This window comes from Francisella sp. Scap27 (assembly GCF_013394105.1).
Taxonomy (GTDB): domain Bacteria; phylum Pseudomonadota; class Gammaproteobacteria; order Francisellales; family Francisellaceae; genus Francisella; species Francisella adeliensis.
This window is the reverse complement of sequence record NZ_CP041326.1, coordinates 19,780-37,753: the sequence shown is the minus strand read 5'-3', so window position 1 is coordinate 37,753 and position 17,974 is coordinate 19,780. Positions and strand designations below refer to the sequence as shown.

Below are 17,974 nucleotides of genomic sequence, written 5' to 3'. Positions count from 1 at the left end.
GACTTTAATTTTTTATTAGAATTTTTTTACGCTTGTAACTAAATATTATCACTAATACCATGACAGCGATAGCTATAGCCATGATATTTATATTAGTTCTAAATATTTGTTCATCAGATATCCAGCTTGCAAATATTAGCCCAAAAAATATGCTACTAGTTCTACCTAGTGCAAATATCATATTTGTAGCTAATGAACGCACTTCTGTTGGAAATTCTGTAGCTGCATATTGCGCCCACATTATATTGTACCCACCCCCAATAAATCCGATAATAATCCCATAAATAAATATAGTATTTGCAGAAACATATTTATACATAAATATACTCACTAAAAACACCATAATATTTATAATAAAAAATAAGCTTGGAGACTTAAAATATTGGTTATAAAAACCACTAACTATACAACTAATTATGTTACCAGTAAAAAAACCAAATAAGAATAGCTTCACCAATGTTGCAAAATTCATATCATTTGCGATGAACTTGACCAAAGCAAACATCACCGTTATTGTAAAAAAATACGGAATTGTAATCAAAAAATTAAGTAATAACGGTTTGCAATAATTTTTAAACAAGTAAAAAACATTACCTGCTTTTTTAATGTCATCAGTTTTATACAACTCTATAAATGCTGGAGATTCTTCTAATATTTTTCTGAAACTAAATATTATAAGTCCTGAAACTCCACCAAAGATAAACATTACCTTATATGAGAAAACTCCTAGTAATGTTGCTGTTATTCCACCAAACACACCTAATATATATAATAAACTCATACCCCAAGCAGCTACTTTACGAGGGAAAAATTCTACAATCAGTACTGTAGAAACAGCAAACTCACTAGCTAATCCAAGATAAGACAAAAATCTTAACCCCATAAACATATAAATATTAGTAACAAATATAGCAACTATAGTTGTTACTGAGTAAAGCAAGATACTATACTTAATAACGGTAATACGACCAAACCTATCAGCTAAAGCACCAAATAATAATGCTCCAACTAGAATCCCAGCCATTTGTATATTATTTATTGTAAAATACATTTTTTGGATGCTTATCGAATCTAATATCCCAAATTGATTTTTGAACAAATCAACATAAGACACACTCATCACTGTCAGATCATAAAAATCTATAAAATATCCTAAACATAAGACAAGTAAAATCCATTTAGAGCTTTTATTCATAATTGAATTTTTAAAAAAAGAAATTAGACTGTATTATATTGATTAAATTAATATATAACTAGAAAAACTTATAGATTTACACTAAACCTAAACAAAAATATGATATTAGTCAACAATGATATTTTTATCATTTGCTGTTTTTTTACAGAATGCAATATACCTTTTATCAGTAACAAACCAGTAAAATATTGCTCCTACAAACCCTTCAAAAACATAGTGGTCAATTGGTGATACAATCGCAATAAATATAATAAACGGTAGAACCAATGGCAATAGACTCCTTAAACCTATTCTTCTATACTCAAGGCTACCATAAATAGTCATTAAGATTATTAATATAGCACTCATATGAACATTAGTTTCAATTTCTACTGTATTAAGTAGCAGTGTTAATATCACAAAAACTACTAAACCGAATATTCTAGTACGAGGAGCTAGTGCGCCCATACTAATTGGAGCTGCCATATAACCAATAATATGGAAACCTGTGACAACAAGCATTAAAGCTGTCCAGTTATTAGAGAATAATAAGAAAAAGCCTGATAATAAAAAGTTTGCTACTAATGATCTTCTTGAAATATTAACCTTCGGAGTAATCTTGGCAAAAAATCTAGGAACTTGACCTTCAGCAGACATCGCATAAAGCATTCTTGAAGATGCTCCTAAGTAGATATAACCTGTTGCTGATGGGCTTACAATACTATCAACTATCAATAGTACAGATATATAACCAAGGCCAAGCATCATCGCTAATTGTAATAATGGAGACTCAAAATCTAATCCAGCCCAACCACCTTTTTGAACAAGGTAATCATGTGGTACTGCTTGCATGAATGCATACTGCAAACCAAGGTATAAACATAGTACTAAGACTAATGCTATAAAAATTGCTAATGGCACATTCCGACCAGGGTTCTTAACTTCACTAGCATAAGAAACTACTGTTTGGAAACCATTAAAAGTATAAATCAAACCACCGCCAACGATAGCTGTAAGAGCTGAGTGAAATCCAAACTGACTATTCCCAGGAATATCATCTGCAAACATACTTACATGGTCAGAACTATGTGTTATTGCATAGGCTACAAAAATTATAACTATAAGCACTGGTACAACCATCTTAAATACTGTAATACCATTATTAATCTTAGCAAGAAATTTAACCCCATAGAAGTTTATAAATAAATAAACTACTAATATAAATAAAGCAAATGCTGTACCTGCTAATGTCAAATCACCATCTGTCATTAACCAATCCATGCTTTTAACACCAGCTAAATACTGTGTAGTCGCTAATGCTTCTGATGATATCACCACCACAACACCAAACCAGTTTGCAAAAGCAAAAGGCATTGCAAATACATTGTTATGTGAAATAGCACTTGAGCGTGTTGTTGCTCCACGCACAGGATACATAGATACCACTTTACCTAAACAAAGTGCTATCATTAAAATAAGTATTGCTGCTAGTATCCATGCCAAAAATGCCCAATTACCTGCATTTCTAGCAGTAAGCTGGGCGCTAAAAAGCCACCCCGAACCAACCATCGATGTCGCACCAACCAGTACCGCACTGAAAAGCGACATCTTTTTAGAATTATCATTCATAACTTTATCCTTTTAGATTATTTTAAATAATGAGTTATTATAAGTTCAAAGAGTTTTATTTGTTTTAGTTTTGATAAAAATAAAACATAATAAAAAACACCTATCATCATAAATTATCACTAAAATTTTAACATTTCAATGATTTATAACCTTAAATAACCAACCTTTTTAGCAAATACAGTCTTGAAAGAAAAATGAACAAATAAGATGAAAGATAGATTTAACTAACATACCCTCAAATTCGAAGATAGTAAAAAACCCTAAAGCTAATTGATAATAGTTTACTTTTTTAACTCTTGAGAATACAGAATGTGAATTATTTATAGTGTTTGAGGTTGTTAGAAATAACTCTTTATAGCTTAAGCTAGTACCTTAAACAACCTCTTTTTAGGCGAAGGCTGTTTATAAAATTATTCTTCTAAGCTCATCAGGGATGCGTTACCGCCTGATGCAGTTGTATCAACACTCACAGTTTTCTCAACTACAAAGCGACGAAGATAAAGTGGTGACGCAGTTTCAATTGCTAACTCAGTACTATGTCTTCCAACTTTTTCAACACTTTCAGCTACAAAAGGTATAATCGCTCCCCTTCTTAAAGCTAATGCTTGATGCACTTGCTTAACGGCATTTGTATTGCCAGAAAATGCAACTAAGGCAACTTTTGAATTAAATAGCATTGTTGATGTGATTTCTTCAGCATCACCAGTAATTAAATGGATCACTTTAGGGCTAACTCCTACTTTAATCATAAGTCTTACAAGCCTATAAGCAGTTAGGTTCCCTGTATAAGCTGCTTTTGCAACTACTGTATTACCAGCTAAAAGTGCTGCTATAGTTTGACCTATAAACCTAATAACAGAATCATCACTTGAGCAAATACTAACAGCAACTCCACGACCTTTTAAACTTAGTTCATCAATCTCACCTGTTGGACCTGGAAGCAATTTAGGGTGTGCAAACTCTTCTTTAGCCTGTTGAGCATAATATGTTATCAGCTCAATTGATTTATCTATTTGCAGATGAGCATCTTCGATACTAATTTCAGATTCAGCAACAATATCTGCTACAACCTCATTTCTATTTTTATCTAAAGCTTTAATGAACTTTTCCACTATTAGAGCTCTTTCTTCAGCATTTACATTATTCCAGTTATCCGCTTCTTTATAAGCTATCTCTATTGCATTATCAACAGTTGCCGATGTTGCGATAAACATATCACCTATATTTTTACCTGATTTACTCTTTAAAATAGCTGATTTAGAAGCTTTAGATCTATTACCATCAATTATATTTGTAATGCTATATTTTGATTTTTGTAGTGTATTTACTTGTTTTTCTAACTCAGCTAATTTTTCAGAGGCTATTTTTTCTTTTTGAGCCTTATTAACATTAGATAACACTTCATTAGCTAATCTATGCATATAGAAAGGTCCACCAGCTTTTGGTCCTGTACCTGATTTACCTTGACCACCAAATGGTTGAACACCAACAACAGCACCAACGATGTTTCTGTTTACATACACATTACCTGCTTTAATATGATTTTTAACATAGTTCATCACCTCATTAATACGACTATGCACACCAGCTGTTAAACCATAACCTGTAGCATTAATATCTCTTATAAGCTCTTTGAGTTTATTTCCTTTAAACCTTAATATATGCAACACCGGTCCAAACTGTTCTCTTCCAAGGTCAGATAAACTTTCAATCTCAAATGCTACTGGCAATACAAATGTACCTTTTTTAGAGTCTTCATTAGCTTCAAGCTGACATATAGTTTTAAACTTATTTTTCTTTTCTTCAATATAAGCATTTAAATTGTCAGCAGCTTTTTTATCTATCACTGGGCCAACATCAGTATTAAGAAATTTAGAATCACCAACTTTTAACTCTTTCATCGCCCCAACTATCATTTTGATATAACTATCTGCGATATCTTCTTGCAAACACAAAACTCTTAATGCCGAACATCTTTGCCCTGCACTATCAAAAGCTGAACGCATTACATCAGCAGTAACCTGCTCTGGCAATGATGATGAATCAACTATAAGAGCATTTTGCCCACCAGTTTCTGCTATAAATGGCATTATTTCACCATCTTTATTTGCAAGAGTTTGGTTTATAGTCGCCGCTACTTCTGTAGAACCTGTAAAGATTACACCTTTACAATGTTTACTTTTCACTATAGCTCCACCTACTTCAATACCTGTACCTGGTACAAATTGAAGTACTTTTTTAGGCAAACCTGCTTTAAATAGAAGCTTTACTGCTTTATAAGCAATTATTGATGTTTGTTCTGCTGGTTTTGCCACCACAGTATTACCCGCAGCAAGCACTGCTGTAATTTGCCCTAAGAATATAGCCAGTGGGAAGTTCCACGGACTAATACAAACCATTGCCCCACGACCAGTAAACTCTATCTGCTTCAATTTATTAGATAGCTCAGGCAACTCAAAAGGCCCATTAAATTCCGATCTAGCTTGCGCTGAGTAGTATCTACAAAAATCAACAGCTTCTCTTACTTCATCAATAGCATTTGATAAAGTTTTACCAGCCTCAATCATAGCAATTGCTATAAATTCACTAGTATTTTCCTCGAGTAAATCAGCAAACTTTTCAATAATCTCAGCTCTTTGAGTAGCAGAAGTATTATTCCAGCTTTCAAATGCTTCATTAGCATTTTTCATAGCCTTTTTAGCTACTTTAGCATCCGCATTTATAACTATACCAACCTTTTCTAGATTATTGGGATTAATAACATCTTCAGCATGTTCAATACTAGCCTTAAAGCCTGATACTATAGGTTTAGCTTTATAGTCATTTTTAACTGTGTACTTACTTATATTTTCATACATAGTCATAAGCTCAGCAAAGTCATCTGTGTTATAACCTTGCGAATTAAGTCTTGGTGCTACTATATTTTTAGGATAAGGAATATTAGGATGCTGATCACAACCTATTTCAACCGCTTTTTTAACAGGATCTTCAATCAGCTCTTCAATCGGTAAATTCTCATCAACAATTCTATTTACAAATGAGCTATTTGCACCGTTTTCAAGTAGCCTTCTCACAAGGTATGCTAATAAGTGTTTATGTCCACCAACTGGAGCATATATACGACAGGGAATATCTTTAAAACCTTCATGCCCTACGATATTATCATATAATGGATCACCCATACCATGTAAACATTGGAACTCAAAGTCAGTATTATCGCCAGCAATTTGAGTTACAGCTGCCACTGTCTGCGCATTATGAGTTGCAAATTGTGGGTAAATATACTGATGAAGATCAAATAATTGCTTAACACAAGCTTGGTATGACACATCCGTATGATACTTCCTTGTAAATACAGGATAACCATTTAGACCATGTTCTTGAGCATGCTTAACTTCTGCATCCCAGTACGCCCCTTTCACAAGTCTAACCATAAACCTGCGATTAGTTTCTTTTGCAAGATTCGCTAAGTACTCTAATACATAAGGAGCTCTTTTTTGATAAGCTTGAACAACGATACCAATACCATCAAACTCTTTCAATGACTCTTCGTTAGCTAATCTTTCGACTAACTCTAAAGATATTTGCAACCTTTCAGTTTCTTCAGCATCAATATTCATACCAACATTATACTGTTTTGCTAACTGAGTCAATTTCAATAGTTTAGGGTATAATTCAGTATGCACTCTTTCATGTTGAGCTACTTCATAGCGCGGATGTAACGCTGAAAGTTTAACAGATATACCAGGGTTCTTTTTAATCTCTTTATTGGGAGCATACTTTGATAATTCTTCTATAGCATTTAGATACTGCTCATAATAATAATCAGCATCCACCATCGTCATAGCAGCTTCACCTAACATATCGTAAGAATAACTATATCCTTTTGCTACTTTTATTTGTGAAACCTTCAAAGCTTCTTCGATGGTTTCACCTAGTACATACTGCTTACCAACAATTTTCATTGCTTTTTTCATCGCTTGACGAATCATAGGTTCACTAGACTTTTTAACCATTTTTTGGAAGATACTTCTATATGATTTTTTATTTTCTTTTAGGATATTTCCAGTAAGCATCAAGCTCCAGGTAGCCGCATTCACAAATAAATGTTTTTCTGTGCCAACATGCTCTTTCCATGCTGCACTTGTTAACTTATCTTTGATAAGTAAGTCAACTGTATAGCTATCTGGAACTCTAAGCAAAGCTTCTGCTAAACACATAAGTACAATGCCTTCTTCAGAAGATAGGTCATACTCAATCATAAAAGCATCAATACCAGATTTTTTAAGCCTATTTTTTCTAACCTTAGCCACTAATTGATGCGCTTGCTCTTGAATTTTTTCCTGCTGAATATCTGAAACCCTTGCTTTTTCAACAAGCTTACTCATAACTTGTTTTTCATCTAAAAGCCAATATTTTGAAATATCCATTATTGCTTGAGATATAGGGAAATTATCAGAATGATTAAGTAAATTGTTCATATTTTCTCTCTTATACTAATTTAGTTGTATTATACTTATGCTTTTCAGCAACTATTTTTTTGACAAGTTCTTTATACTTGACAGGAGGAATTACTCCTTTAAAAAGCCAATCAAACATATCATTGTCTTCACTCGTAAGAAACTCAACAAATAGCTTTTTATCTTCTTTTGATTCATTTAGATAACAATTATCTAGATATGGTGCTAGTAATATATCCAACTCTAACATACCTCTTCTTGCAGAGTATTTAATTTTACCTAACGAGCTAAAAATTGGGTCATTTTCTTTTATAATCATACGAATCTTTTTATAGAGGAATTCTAATAATGCTAGTTTATACTATAGCATTATAGCTACCAAGCAACTTAATCAAAATATTTAAAAAAATATACTTTAAATTACACCCGCAATTAGGTATTATTTACTCAGTTTATATGATGTTTCAAACAATCAGTTCCAAACATATTTCATAATTAAAATTTTTTAAGGAATAAAACCTAATGGCTATCAGTCAAAATGCAATTAAAATACTATCAGAAATAGATGAATTAGAATTATTTAGTAATATTTCCGAAGAATGGTCAACTGTCTTAAACGAGTCAGACGAAGAAATAAAGGTAAAAAAACTATACTCGGCTCTTGTTAAAGAAAGTATTCGTAGAGAAACAGCTGAAAGATTAGCTAAAGATGCTAAGTCTTACTGTGATCTAGTACAAGAACAAGCAAAACAAAGAATTACAGATCTTAAAGAAAGCTTAGAAAACCAAATTACTTTTCTAACTCAACAAATCAAAGACTTAAAAGAAGAATCTGCAAAAAATCTTGATCACTATAGAGGTGAATTAAAGAAAGCTACTAGAAGCCTTATTGACAACAAATCTTAAATACTTAATCCATAACTGAAGACTGATTAATATAATGAAAGTCATTTCTAAATGAATATACTCTATTACCTAAAATATATAGCTCAAGATAATCCTTTATTGCTGTCTTTTTCTATTTTAAGAAACTTTTAAACAGTGTTACTACTAATTTTTATTATATTAAGCTGCTTAAACTTATTTAACAAAATAAATTTATGCTCTCCTACTGTTTTTTACCTACAAAGAATACATCATAAAAGTCGTTTTCATTAATATCGTTTGGAAAAATTATTCTTATTGTTTAATGAATAGACTCACTTAAAAAATGAATAACTATTTTTGCCTAATTTTTTAGCTTGATACATAGCTTTATCTGCTTGATTTATAAGTTCATTTACTGTTACATCATTCTGATTATTATATATAGAAATACCTATACTAACTGTTTGAGATACATACTTACCTTGAAGAACTTCTATTTGGGTTTCAAAAATCTTTATCATTCTATCTAATACTTTTATTAAATCCTCTCTATTACTAATATCAGTAAATGCTACTACAAACTCATCACCACCTATACGAGAAATTATATCTTTATTTTTAAGATATCTTTGTAGTCTAGAAGCAACTTCAACTATAACAGCATCCCCTCCTGAATGACCATATGTATCATTTATATTTTTAAAATTATCAATATCAACATATAGTACAGTTAAAATACTATTCTCTTTCTTAGCCTTTTTAAGCAATAACCCTAACAGTTCAAGCAACGCCGTTCTATTTAATGTTTTTGTCAGTACATCTGTAGAGCTAAGTATTTCAAGCTCTTTTTCTCGCTCTCTAAGTGCTTGTGCCTTATTTGCAAATTTATCCGCAAAGTAAAAAAGCAACAACACAATAAAGCTTATGATGAACCCAAGCGTAAAATATAGATCAGGAAAAACAGGTAAAAGACCTTCATACTGACTTTCATCAAAAAATACTGTCGTATTCCATGACTGCCCAAAAATAGAGAAGTTATAACTAAACTTATAAATATAACTATTATTAGATGGATTATAATTACTATATACTACTTTCTCTGGGGATTTAACAATAATTTTGTAATGTCTAAGATTTGTAACATCGACTAAATTTTTAAATAAACTTTTATCAAATACTGCTACAAAAGAGTTATTGTTTCCTTTGATACAATAATCTTTTGATTCATCTGAATCACATAGTTTTATTATATTAGCAGATTGTTGAGAAGATATACTTATATTAGAAAAATAATACTCCCTTCCATTTTTATTAAAATATATGAATTTCAAGTTTGAAAAATTATCAAGATAGCTATCAAGATCATTTTTTAAAAAATAATAATTCACTCCTGCAGACCAATTAACTCTACTATCAAGCCTTAACATCGTATCTGTTCTTGATTTAATATTATTTTTAATAGTCAAATTGATTGTTTTAGCATTTTTATTGATTACTTCATTTGTAACACTATATTCGTATTTAATAAAAAATAACCATGATACAAAAAACATCATAAAAATAAATACAGATACAATTTCACCCAGCTTTAGTAATTTAGTACTATCTTTAGCGCGACTATAGTTTATGCTTCCAAGAATAAAAAAACAAATAGCTGTATGTATTGCCATACCTGTAATCTGTCCCCAGCTATGCAATGTGCTAATACCTACAGCATAAGCAAATATTGCTAACAAAGAAACACAGACTACGGCTAAAATGTGCTAATACCTACAGCATAAGCAAATATTGCTAACAAAGAAACACAGACTACGGCTAAGCTAGATGATGAATATAATAGATCTAAAAAACTATTATTTTGCTTACTTCTAATAGTATTAATAACCGCTATAAAAAGAAAACATATTGCAGTATTTGGTGACATCCTTCCAGGGTATACAGCATGTATAACATTTGACTTATAAAAAAGAGTATCAATATATAAGTTAAGATTTGTACTATACTCTATCAATGTTAGAGTTGCTATAATTACTACAAATAAAGATAATAGTCTTGCAAACAAAAATAGTCGCATATACCTCAGCAAGCCAGAAAATGCTAAAAAAGCAAAGCAAAGAGCTGTATTAAATTGCATATTTGGCCAACTTTGTTTAATTCTAGTAAGTTCATAATTATTAGAAAACCAACCATATATCACAAGCATTGAGAAAAATAATACAAGTAGTTCTCCAAAGACTAATAACTTTTTATTTTTAATAATCATACTTGCCCCACCTGCTTTTTAGCAGTTATCTCATTAAGCTCTCTCAAATTACTTAATAACAATAAGGCTTGCTTATATACATCTGTTGGAGTCTTATAACTCTCATGTAAAGTAACTGAGTTGCTTTGATCTCTAGATGGCTTTAGATATATAGTTTCAGAAAATATTAATTTTGCTAAGTTAAGAACATCACTAGGCTGGATATTCTTTGATAGAATATTTTTTCCTGATATATCCATTGTAGCTATATTGTAGTGTTTTATATTTGCATAAATACTCAGCTGAGCATAACATTTGAGTAGAATTTCATATACATCAGAAGGCGATTTATAGGCTATTTTCTCCTCTACTGGCTTCTTTATTTTACTCTGAGGTAATATTGAAAGAATATTTTTATTTGCCTGAGAGACATCTTTATAAACCTCTCTTGGAGAGGTTTTTTGATATAGAATATTCTCTATTTGAATATTAGCATATATAACATTATTAAAGCTCTTATCAATATCAAATCGACTTATCGAATGGCTTACTTCAAAAGGCTTTTTGCTTATTTTTAAGTTATCTGATGATTGACCTATCATCCCAATAATTTTATCTAAAAGCGAACTAATGTCTTCATCTTTTACTTCATCAATATTTTTAGGTGGGAGAATATAAATGCCTGTAACTTCAAAATTAAAACGATTAACCTTATCATATAAAGCTAATAAAGTATAATACAACTCTCTTTTTGATGTGTTTTTTAATCTAAATCTACTGCTTTCAGGCTTCTTTTTACCAATAGCAACAGTTATATTATTTAACTGGTTGTTTATATAATTAATCTTAGATATTATCGGCAAACCATCTCTTACAGCAGGATTTGCATAAACAATAAATGGTAAAAATATAAATACTATAAATAATTTCCCAACTTTTTCAACCAAATCAAAATTAAAATAAGACCTAATATACTTATATGGTATATAGCCTTATATAACTTTACAAGGTTTAACAATGCTAGTTTTTATATAAAAATTCGATAATTTGAGTTCCTTGGCTGCTTTATTGTGTCTTTCTTTAATCAATAGAGAAATCATCATAAGGAAGCATAGTTTTTAATAGCATTTGCATACCCAAATCACATCTAAAATAAGAGTTAATATAGTCTACGATATTTTCATACCAGGAGTTAAAGCTCTTTAAAGGAAGCAATTTACTGATTATTACAACTTAAAAAAAATATAACGATTGAAAAATCAATTATGATGGTATTAAAAGACTATTATATTTTGAGAAACTTTTTAATAGTGTCATTACCTACTTTTATTACATTAAGCCTCTTAAATTTGTTTAATAAAATAAATTTAAGCTCTCCTACTGAGTTTTTTTTATCCACAAGCATTGCATCATAAAATTCGTTTTTATCAATATTATTAGGAAAAGATATACTTATACCAAAAGATTCTATAAATGCTTTGTAATTAATAGAGTCTTTGCTAATTATATTTTCAAGAAAACATGAGAATTCTATAGCTTGAGCCATACCAACCCCTACAGCTTCACCATGCTTTAGACCCTTATATTTTTGGCATTTTTCAATTGCATGACCAAAAGTATGTCCAAAGTTCAAAATTGCTCTTGCGCCTGTAGTTTCTTTTTCATCTTCAGCAACAACTTGAGCTTTTATTTCACAACTAAGTTTTATCATTTGCAATAGTGTTTTCGTGTCTTTCGCTAAAATCAGATCTCGATTATCTTCCAACCAATCATAAAAGTTATCAGAAATAAAACCATATTTCACAACCTCTGCCATTCCAGAAATATATTCTCTTTGGGGTAGAGTCTTATAAAATTCGACAGATGTATAGACTAACTTAGGCTGATAAAAGGCACCTATCATATTCTTACCTAAAGAATGATTAATTGCTGTTTTACCACCAACCGATGAATCAACTTGAGACAGTAGCGTAGTAGGAATCTGTATAAAATCAACACCTCGTTGATATATTGAAGCTGCAAACCCTGTTATATCGCCTATAACCCCACCACCTAAGGCAATAAGAACTGTAGATGATCGTGTAAACTTATTCTCAAGCAAAGAGGTTAATATCTTATCTAAACTTTCTTGAGATTTATATTGCTCACCATCTTCGAGGATACAAGACGCAACACTACATTTTAAATTTAAAAACTCAATTAGACTAGATAAATACAGTTTCTCAACAGTTGTATTTGTTATAACGAGAACTTGTTTATTTACAATAAAGTCAGATAAATAAGAAAAATCTAGTCCTGAGTCGAGAATAATCTCATAGCTTGGACTTGTAGTTGGATTAACTTGTAGTTTCTGTATCACAGCATAGATTCTTCTACTAAGAAGGTAGATATTTTATTTACTATATTTTTAACTGTTGCTCCGTTTGTTTCAACAACAACATCTGCTATGCTTCTATATAAAGGCTCTCTTTCTGTCATTAGTTCTCTAAGAACAGCTTCTTTATCATCAACCCTTAAAAGAGGTCTTTTAGTGTCTTTTGCTGTTCTTTGAAGTTGCTGCTCAATAGTTGCTTCAAGATAAACAACTTTACCTCGAGATGATAAAAGTGAACGAGTATCAGGATCATTGATTGCTCCACCACCTGTAGCAAGTACGATATTTTGCTTTTCAGCTAAAATCTCAGCAATTACTTCTCTTTCACGCTCACGAAAACCTGCTTCACCCTCAAGATCAAAGATCCAGTTTATATCGACACCACATTTTTTTTCAATAGTGTCGTCAGAGTCTATAAACTCTAGTTTAAGTTCTTTAGCTAGTTGTTTACCAATTGTAGATTTTCCAGCACCTACTGGACCAATTAAGAAGATATTTTTAGTTCTTATCATTTTTGACTCAAAATTATAAGTTAATTACACACTGTGATAGTTGATTACTAATCACCCTTTTTATGAAAATTTATAGAGATATAAGATACCTAATTTATGGTGGTTTTGCAACTATTATCTATCACCATCTATCTTAGTTTCAATTATTTTAGGAGTTATAAAAATAAGAAGCTCCTTATCGTCTTCATCAATCTTTGTAAAACTAAACAAATAACCTAAATAAGGTATATCACCTAATAAAGGAATTTTATCTCTAGTTTCTGTTTCTGTCTTCTCGTAAATTCCACCAATAACTACAGTCGAGCCATCTTTTGTCATAACTTTTGTTGTGATCTCACGAGTATTAATTGTTGGAGGTATCACAGTACCATCTTTTGTTTGTTCACCTTGAGGTCCAACTGAGTTTTTAGTCACTAATAAATCTAATATAATATTACCATCTGGTGCTATTTGTGGTGTTACTTGAAGCTCCAAAACAGCTTCTTGGAATGCAATAGATGCCGCACCTGAAGCAGTTGATTGATTGAATGGTATCTGAGTACCTTGTTTAATAAATGCAGTCTCATTATTTGCAACTACAAGATGTGGTGACGCCACACTATTTGCTAAAGTCTCACTCTCTAAAGCCTGAATTTCAACCTCTAACTTCATCCCGCCAAACACATTCCACGCAAGTGCTGCTGTCGCACCTATTGCTGTAGGTGATTCAGCTCCAAGACCTCCAGTAGGAGGAGTAGGAGTAGGAGCAGCATTACTAAAAGTATTTAACCCTATAGCTGTTGTTCCTGAAGGATCAAATAGTTTATAGTTAAATCCTATTTGCAGACTATTAGATCTTGAAACCTCAACAATTCTTGATTCTATCAGAACCTGGTCGTTAGGTATATCAATCTCACTTATAACCTCCTTGATGCGAGGCATTTTCTCTTCTGTGTCCGTTATGATAAGAGTATTTGTACGAGCATCAGATGTAATACTTCCTCGCGGAGACATAATACCACCATTTTGCTTAGCCATAGATGTAATAACTGTTTGTGCTGCTTGAGCTGTAGTATAATTAAGAGGTACAAATTCTGTAATTAATGTCGCATTATTTTCTAATGATCTTTTAGTTTGAAGCTCTAATTGCTCTTGAGCAGCGATTTCTGCAGCAGTAGCAACATAAAGAATACTATTCATTTTTTTGGTAGCAAGACCTTTACTAACCAAGACTATGTTCATTACTTCATTCCACGGTACATTTTTCAAATCTATTGAAATATTACCTCTTACACTACTACTAACTACAAGATTAAGACCCGCAAACTCTGATAAAACTTGCAACACTGTCTGCACTGGCGCTTCTTTAAATGAAATTGAAATCGGCTCATTAACATTAAAACCTTGCACTCTACTCTTGCGTCTATCGATAGTAAACTTGAAGGCATCTCCTTCCTTATAATCTGTAAGTGCTATCCTATCTAAAGAGTGGATAACAAAAATAACCTTATTATTTTCTTTACGGATTTTAATGGAGTCTACAATAGTGTTAAAAACCTTAGTATCAATATTGCTAACCCATTTATCAGATATATTCGTATCGTTAAATGTAATTGTTAGAGTATAACCATCTTGTGAAATTTTAGTTTTGTAGTTGGAAAAACCTGAAATATTTTCTTCAAAAACTGGTTGAAAAACAGCGCTGCCATTCAAACTACGGTGAAACTCTAAATCCTTAATATGCTGCTCAAAATCATTCTTTTTTTGCTCATCTCTTCCTACGATTTTAGGTTGACGTTTTTGGGTTGGTTGACTCATAGTGCTTTGAGGCTTTACTTCTTCTTTTGTAGGCTCAGCAATTAAGGTGTCAAAGCTTAAAACCCCTCCAACCAATGTAATCAACGCTAACAAATTCTTTTTTCTAAAAAACATTTTATACCTTATCTTATAACTGCCTGAGTCTTTTTCCAAACTCTTTGCTTCTCATCTTTCATCCATTCGTTTACAAGTACACCTTCTTTTGTAACTCCTGAAATTTGACCATAATTTTGACCTATAAGCTCGCCTTCTTTCAAGTATATAGGTTTTGGTTCACGAGAGTTTTCAACCACTCCCCAATTATTACTATTTTGCTTAACTAATCCTTTAAATGTAAATGAATCAAGCGGATATTCTTGTAACCTTGTTTTTTTCTTATCCATAACTTTCTCAAGGTCTTTGGGCACTATTATTGGCTTTAGTTTCACTGTCTCTTTAGCTTTTTTCTTAACTGTTCTTATTCTTCTTTTTTCAAAAGGTAGCAAATGATCAATATTAAATACATTTCGAATCTTCGATAACCTTTGGAATGTAAGTGTATCACCTTTATATTCAGGGATGTCGAGCTTTTCTGAACTTTTAATAGTTTTCATATTTTTCTCAACAAGCTGATCTACCTGCTTGATTTGACTATCATAGTTTGCAAATGCAGTATCAAATAAGAGGATCAAAACTATTAAAGAAAATGTCATTTTAGTGTAGCTACGCTTTATCATTTAACTAAGCCCCCACACCTTGTCTTGAATAAGTCTGAAGATTTAGTTCAACTATAAGTTTAGAATCATTCTCTTTTTTAATTGTTATATTTGTAATGACTGCAATATCTTTCATATCAATCAAAGCTACAAAGAGTTTCACTAATTGAGAAAAATCACCACTAAGTTTAGCTTTAAAATCAAGCGCATATAGATCGAGATACTTATTTTTTTGTACGCCTGCTGGTGATAAATCTATAATCGTCACTCCAGCACCACTAATAGCTTCATTTAATGCAGATAAGAAAATTGGAACTGAATGTCTTTCTGGAATACTAAAACGCTCTTCAGCATTATGTTTTTCTAGCTCTTTAACTTGATCTTTGAGAGCTACCATATCTTTCTGTTTTTTAACTAGTTTAGGAATCTGTTGCTTCATGGATTTAATATGCTGAGCTACTGCTGCATTCTTACTTAAAACAGGGTTTACAAAAAAACCATAGAAGAAAACTGAGAAAATCACAAATACTAAAATAAAAACTGGTATCTTAAATTTTATCGGAGCATCAATAACCTTGTTGACCTTTTTATTGTTTAGAAGATTCTGTATCTTATCTATCATCTGACACTATCTCCTTTAAAGGCGTTATCCTCACCAAACTTATACTCTAGAGTAAAACTTCTTTTACCATTTTTCTCTGAACCTAAGTTTTTAAGCTCAACCTTCTTAACTCTAAACTCAATCTCAAGATTTTTCATAAATACAGATAATAGCTTTAAATCTTGAACCTCTCCACTAATTATGACATTATCCGTGCTTACAACATAATTGATATTAGTAATATAAAGCTCATCGGTAATAGCTCGAGAGATTTTCTCAATACCAAGTAAAATATAATATTGGCTAGCTCTAATATTAGCAAGGTCCGATGCCATATCGAGAAGCTTATCTCTTTGTGTTTTAACATTATTATATTCAGCTGCAGCTTTATTTAGTTTTGTGATTTGAGTTTGTATATATTGTTCCACCTTAATCTGATCACTACTAGACCATGACATTATAATAGAAAGCATAAACATAGTTATAAATGCTACCAAGGTCATAAAACCAAAATCTATTGCAAGAAGCTTTAACTTATGTTTTTTCTCTCGACCCCTTACAAAATTTAAGTCTTTTATCATAAGGATTCCCTCATAGCTATTCCCATAGCGATAACATACCTATAAGGTTTTTTAATCTCCTCACCAAAATCTTCACAGTCAATATTTACAAATGGATTCAATAAGTGACAATCTTTCATAGAAAGCTCTTTCACCGACTCAAATAAGACATCTAAATTTTGCTTTAGTCCATATATATAAACAGTATTATCTTGTTCTGCAAAACTATCAAAATCAGCTTCTTCTGAAAAATCAAGAGACATAAAATCCATAAATCTTAACAATAACTGAGTAGCTTCATCGACATAGCTAGCATCTGTAATTTTCTCATCAAAAATTTTTATCGACTCATAGTTTTTAAGTTCACCTTTGCTTGAAAAACTATAAATAGACAGCTTGTCTGAATACAAACCTAAAAAAACACTATCTCGTTTGTTTTTCTCAAGCTCTGCTAGAAATAGTTTTTGTGCAAAACTAGTAATACAATCCTTATCTAAGGCACATACTGATAATGCTTTTTTAGATTTAGCTGCTATGTTATTTAAGGTTTCCATAATTTTTGGTTCAGCAATATAATAAACCTTTAAAATACCTTCCTCTTCAATATCATCAAAATAGTCAAAAGCAATATCTGCAAACTTGTCCGGATATTTTTTCTTAAAAAAAGATTCTTTAAGATAAAACTCTACACCTTCTTTAGCTATCATTTCTAAAGCTTTTTTATCACAAATGATTTCTTCTTGAGATACATCTATATCTTTATACGTTACAAGACCTAGTTTTGTAGAACGAGGAAGTTTATTTTCTGAAATTACATTTGAAATAACATTACCAACATAATCTGAAGTTAATTCTCCTTCAAAATATGCTTCTTCTGAAAATTCTTCGCTTTCACAACTTACTAGAGAAAATTTTTCAGCATCTTTATTCAGCTGAACCGCCACTAAAGACACAGCATCAAACTCTACCCCTAATAACGTATTTTGAGCTTCTTTGCGCTTTTTCTCTAAGAACAGCGAAATCATATTACAAATCCTATCAACAAATTTAAACTCTTAAATTA

General features: G+C 31.4%; 15 protein-coding genes. 1 reads left to right on the top strand and 14 read right to left on the bottom strand.

Annotated features, from left to right (window positions below; genetic code table 11):
• Window positions 1-4: 4 nt before the first annotated feature.
• The 4 genes from FLM55_RS00180 to FLM55_RS00165 form a co-directional block, all read right to left on the bottom strand.
• Complete coding sequence (locus FLM55_RS00180; RefSeq protein ID WP_178947463.1) at window positions 5-1,195, bottom strand: MFS transporter; 1,191 nt, start codon at window positions 1,193-1,195, stop codon at window positions 5-7.
• Window positions 1,196-1,300: 105 nt separating this feature from the next.
• On the bottom strand, window positions 1,301-2,803 hold the full coding sequence (locus tag FLM55_RS00175; protein ID WP_178947462.1) for an APC family permease: 1,503 nt from the start codon (window positions 2,801-2,803) through the stop codon (window positions 1,301-1,303).
• A 410-nt stretch (window positions 2,804-3,213) separates the two neighbouring features.
• The gene (gene putA / locus FLM55_RS00170; protein WP_178947461.1) at window positions 3,214-7,284 is read right to left on the bottom strand and encodes a bifunctional proline dehydrogenase/L-glutamate gamma-semialdehyde dehydrogenase PutA; all 4,071 of its coding nucleotides are present in this window, start codon (window positions 7,282-7,284) and stop codon (window positions 3,214-3,216) included.
• 10 nt (window positions 7,285-7,294) lie between these two features.
• A complete protein-coding gene (locus tag FLM55_RS00165) occupies window positions 7,295-7,582 on the bottom strand; it encodes a succinate dehydrogenase assembly factor 2 (RefSeq protein WP_178947460.1) in 288 nt (95 codons plus the stop codon).
• A gap of 203 nt (window positions 7,583-7,785) precedes the next feature.
• Between FLM55_RS00165 and FLM55_RS00160 the strand changes: the two genes are divergently transcribed.
• Window positions 7,786-8,169: a kinesin gene (locus FLM55_RS00160; protein ID WP_178947459.1), complete on the top strand. Its 384-nt coding sequence runs from the start codon at window positions 7,786-7,788 to the stop codon at window positions 8,167-8,169.
• A 293-nt stretch (window positions 8,170-8,462) separates the two neighbouring features.
• On the opposite strand, the gene FLM55_RS00155 is transcribed toward FLM55_RS00160, so the two are convergent.
• From FLM55_RS00155 to FLM55_RS00110, 10 genes are all read right to left on the bottom strand, one after another.
• Complete coding sequence (locus FLM55_RS00155) at window positions 8,463-9,866, bottom strand: GGDEF domain-containing protein (RefSeq protein ID WP_178947458.1); 1,404 nt, start codon at window positions 9,864-9,866, stop codon at window positions 8,463-8,465.
• A 17-nt stretch (window positions 9,867-9,883) separates the two neighbouring features.
• On the bottom strand, window positions 9,884-10,393 hold the full coding sequence (locus tag FLM55_RS00150; protein WP_178947457.1) for a hypothetical protein: 510 nt from the start codon (window positions 10,391-10,393) through the stop codon (window positions 9,884-9,886).
• The gene (locus tag FLM55_RS00145; RefSeq protein ID WP_178947456.1) at window positions 10,390-11,319 is read right to left on the bottom strand and encodes a hypothetical protein; all 930 of its coding nucleotides are present in this window, start codon (window positions 11,317-11,319) and stop codon (window positions 10,390-10,392) included. The genes FLM55_RS00150 and FLM55_RS00145 overlap by 4 nt, the downstream gene beginning before the upstream one ends.
• A 338-nt stretch (window positions 11,320-11,657) precedes the next feature.
• Complete coding sequence (aroB, locus tag FLM55_RS00140) at window positions 11,658-12,731, bottom strand: 3-dehydroquinate synthase (RefSeq protein WP_178947455.1); 1,074 nt, start codon at window positions 12,729-12,731, stop codon at window positions 11,658-11,660.
• Window positions 12,728-13,258: a shikimate kinase AroK gene (gene aroK / locus FLM55_RS00135; RefSeq protein ID WP_178947454.1), complete on the bottom strand. Its 531-nt coding sequence runs from the start codon at window positions 13,256-13,258 to the stop codon at window positions 12,728-12,730. Before aroK ends, aroB begins: the two co-directional genes overlap by 4 nt.
• Before the next feature lie 114 nt (window positions 13,259-13,372).
• A complete protein-coding gene (locus FLM55_RS00130) occupies window positions 13,373-15,169 on the bottom strand; it encodes a type IV pilus secretin PilQ (RefSeq protein ID WP_178947453.1) in 1,797 nt (598 codons plus the stop codon).
• Between the two features lie 8 nt (window positions 15,170-15,177).
• Window positions 15,178-15,771 carry a pilus assembly protein PilP gene (locus FLM55_RS00125; protein ID WP_256868880.1) on the bottom strand — a complete coding sequence of 198 codons (594 nt, stop codon included), beginning with the start codon at window positions 15,769-15,771 and terminating at the stop codon, window positions 15,178-15,180.
• Between the two features lie 4 nt (window positions 15,772-15,775).
• The gene (locus FLM55_RS00120; protein ID WP_178947452.1) at window positions 15,776-16,372 is read right to left on the bottom strand and encodes a type 4a pilus biogenesis protein PilO; all 597 of its coding nucleotides are present in this window, start codon (window positions 16,370-16,372) and stop codon (window positions 15,776-15,778) included.
• On the bottom strand, window positions 16,369-16,929 hold the full coding sequence (locus FLM55_RS00115) for a PilN domain-containing protein (RefSeq protein ID WP_178949018.1): 561 nt from the start codon (window positions 16,927-16,929) through the stop codon (window positions 16,369-16,371). Before FLM55_RS00115 ends, FLM55_RS00120 begins: the two co-directional genes overlap by 4 nt.
• Window positions 16,929-17,936, bottom strand: a complete 1,008-nt coding sequence (locus tag FLM55_RS00110; RefSeq protein WP_178947451.1) for a type IV pili — start codon at window positions 17,934-17,936, stop codon at window positions 16,929-16,931. The genes FLM55_RS00115 and FLM55_RS00110 overlap by 1 nt, the downstream gene beginning before the upstream one ends.
• Between the last annotated feature and the right edge of the window lie 38 nt (window positions 17,937-17,974).

Coding starts and splice junctions, on each gene's coding strand:
- aroK (WP_178947454.1), bottom strand. CDS start 13,258: ATGATAAGAACTAAAAATATCTTCTTAATTGGTCCAGTAGGTGCTGGA.
- FLM55_RS00160 (WP_178947459.1), top strand. CDS start 7,786: ATGGCTATCAGTCAAAATGCAATTAAAATACTATCAGAAATAGATGAA.
- putA (WP_178947461.1), bottom strand. CDS start 7,284: ATGAACAATTTACTTAATCATTCTGATAATTTCCCTATATCTCAAGCA.
- FLM55_RS00110 (WP_178947451.1), bottom strand. CDS start 17,936: ATGATTTCGCTGTTCTTAGAGAAAAAGCGCAAAGAAGCTCAAAATACG.
- FLM55_RS00165 (WP_178947460.1), bottom strand. CDS start 7,582: ATGATTATAAAAGAAAATGACCCAATTTTTAGCTCGTTAGGTAAAATT.
- FLM55_RS00125 (WP_256868880.1), bottom strand. CDS start 15,771: ATGATAAAGCGTAGCTACACTAAAATGACATTTTCTTTAATAGTTTTG.
- FLM55_RS00175 (WP_178947462.1), bottom strand. CDS start 2,803: ATGAATGATAATTCTAAAAAGATGTCGCTTTTCAGTGCGGTACTGGTT.
- FLM55_RS00150 (WP_178947457.1), bottom strand. CDS start 10,393: ATGATTATTAAAAATAAAAAGTTATTAGTCTTTGGAGAACTACTTGTA.
- FLM55_RS00180 (WP_178947463.1), bottom strand. CDS start 1,195: ATGAATAAAAGCTCTAAATGGATTTTACTTGTCTTATGTTTAGGATAT.
- FLM55_RS00120 (WP_178947452.1), bottom strand. CDS start 16,372: ATGATAGATAAGATACAGAATCTTCTAAACAATAAAAAGGTCAACAAG.
- FLM55_RS00130 (WP_178947453.1), bottom strand. CDS start 15,169: ATGTTTTTTAGAAAAAAGAATTTGTTAGCGTTGATTACATTGGTTGGA.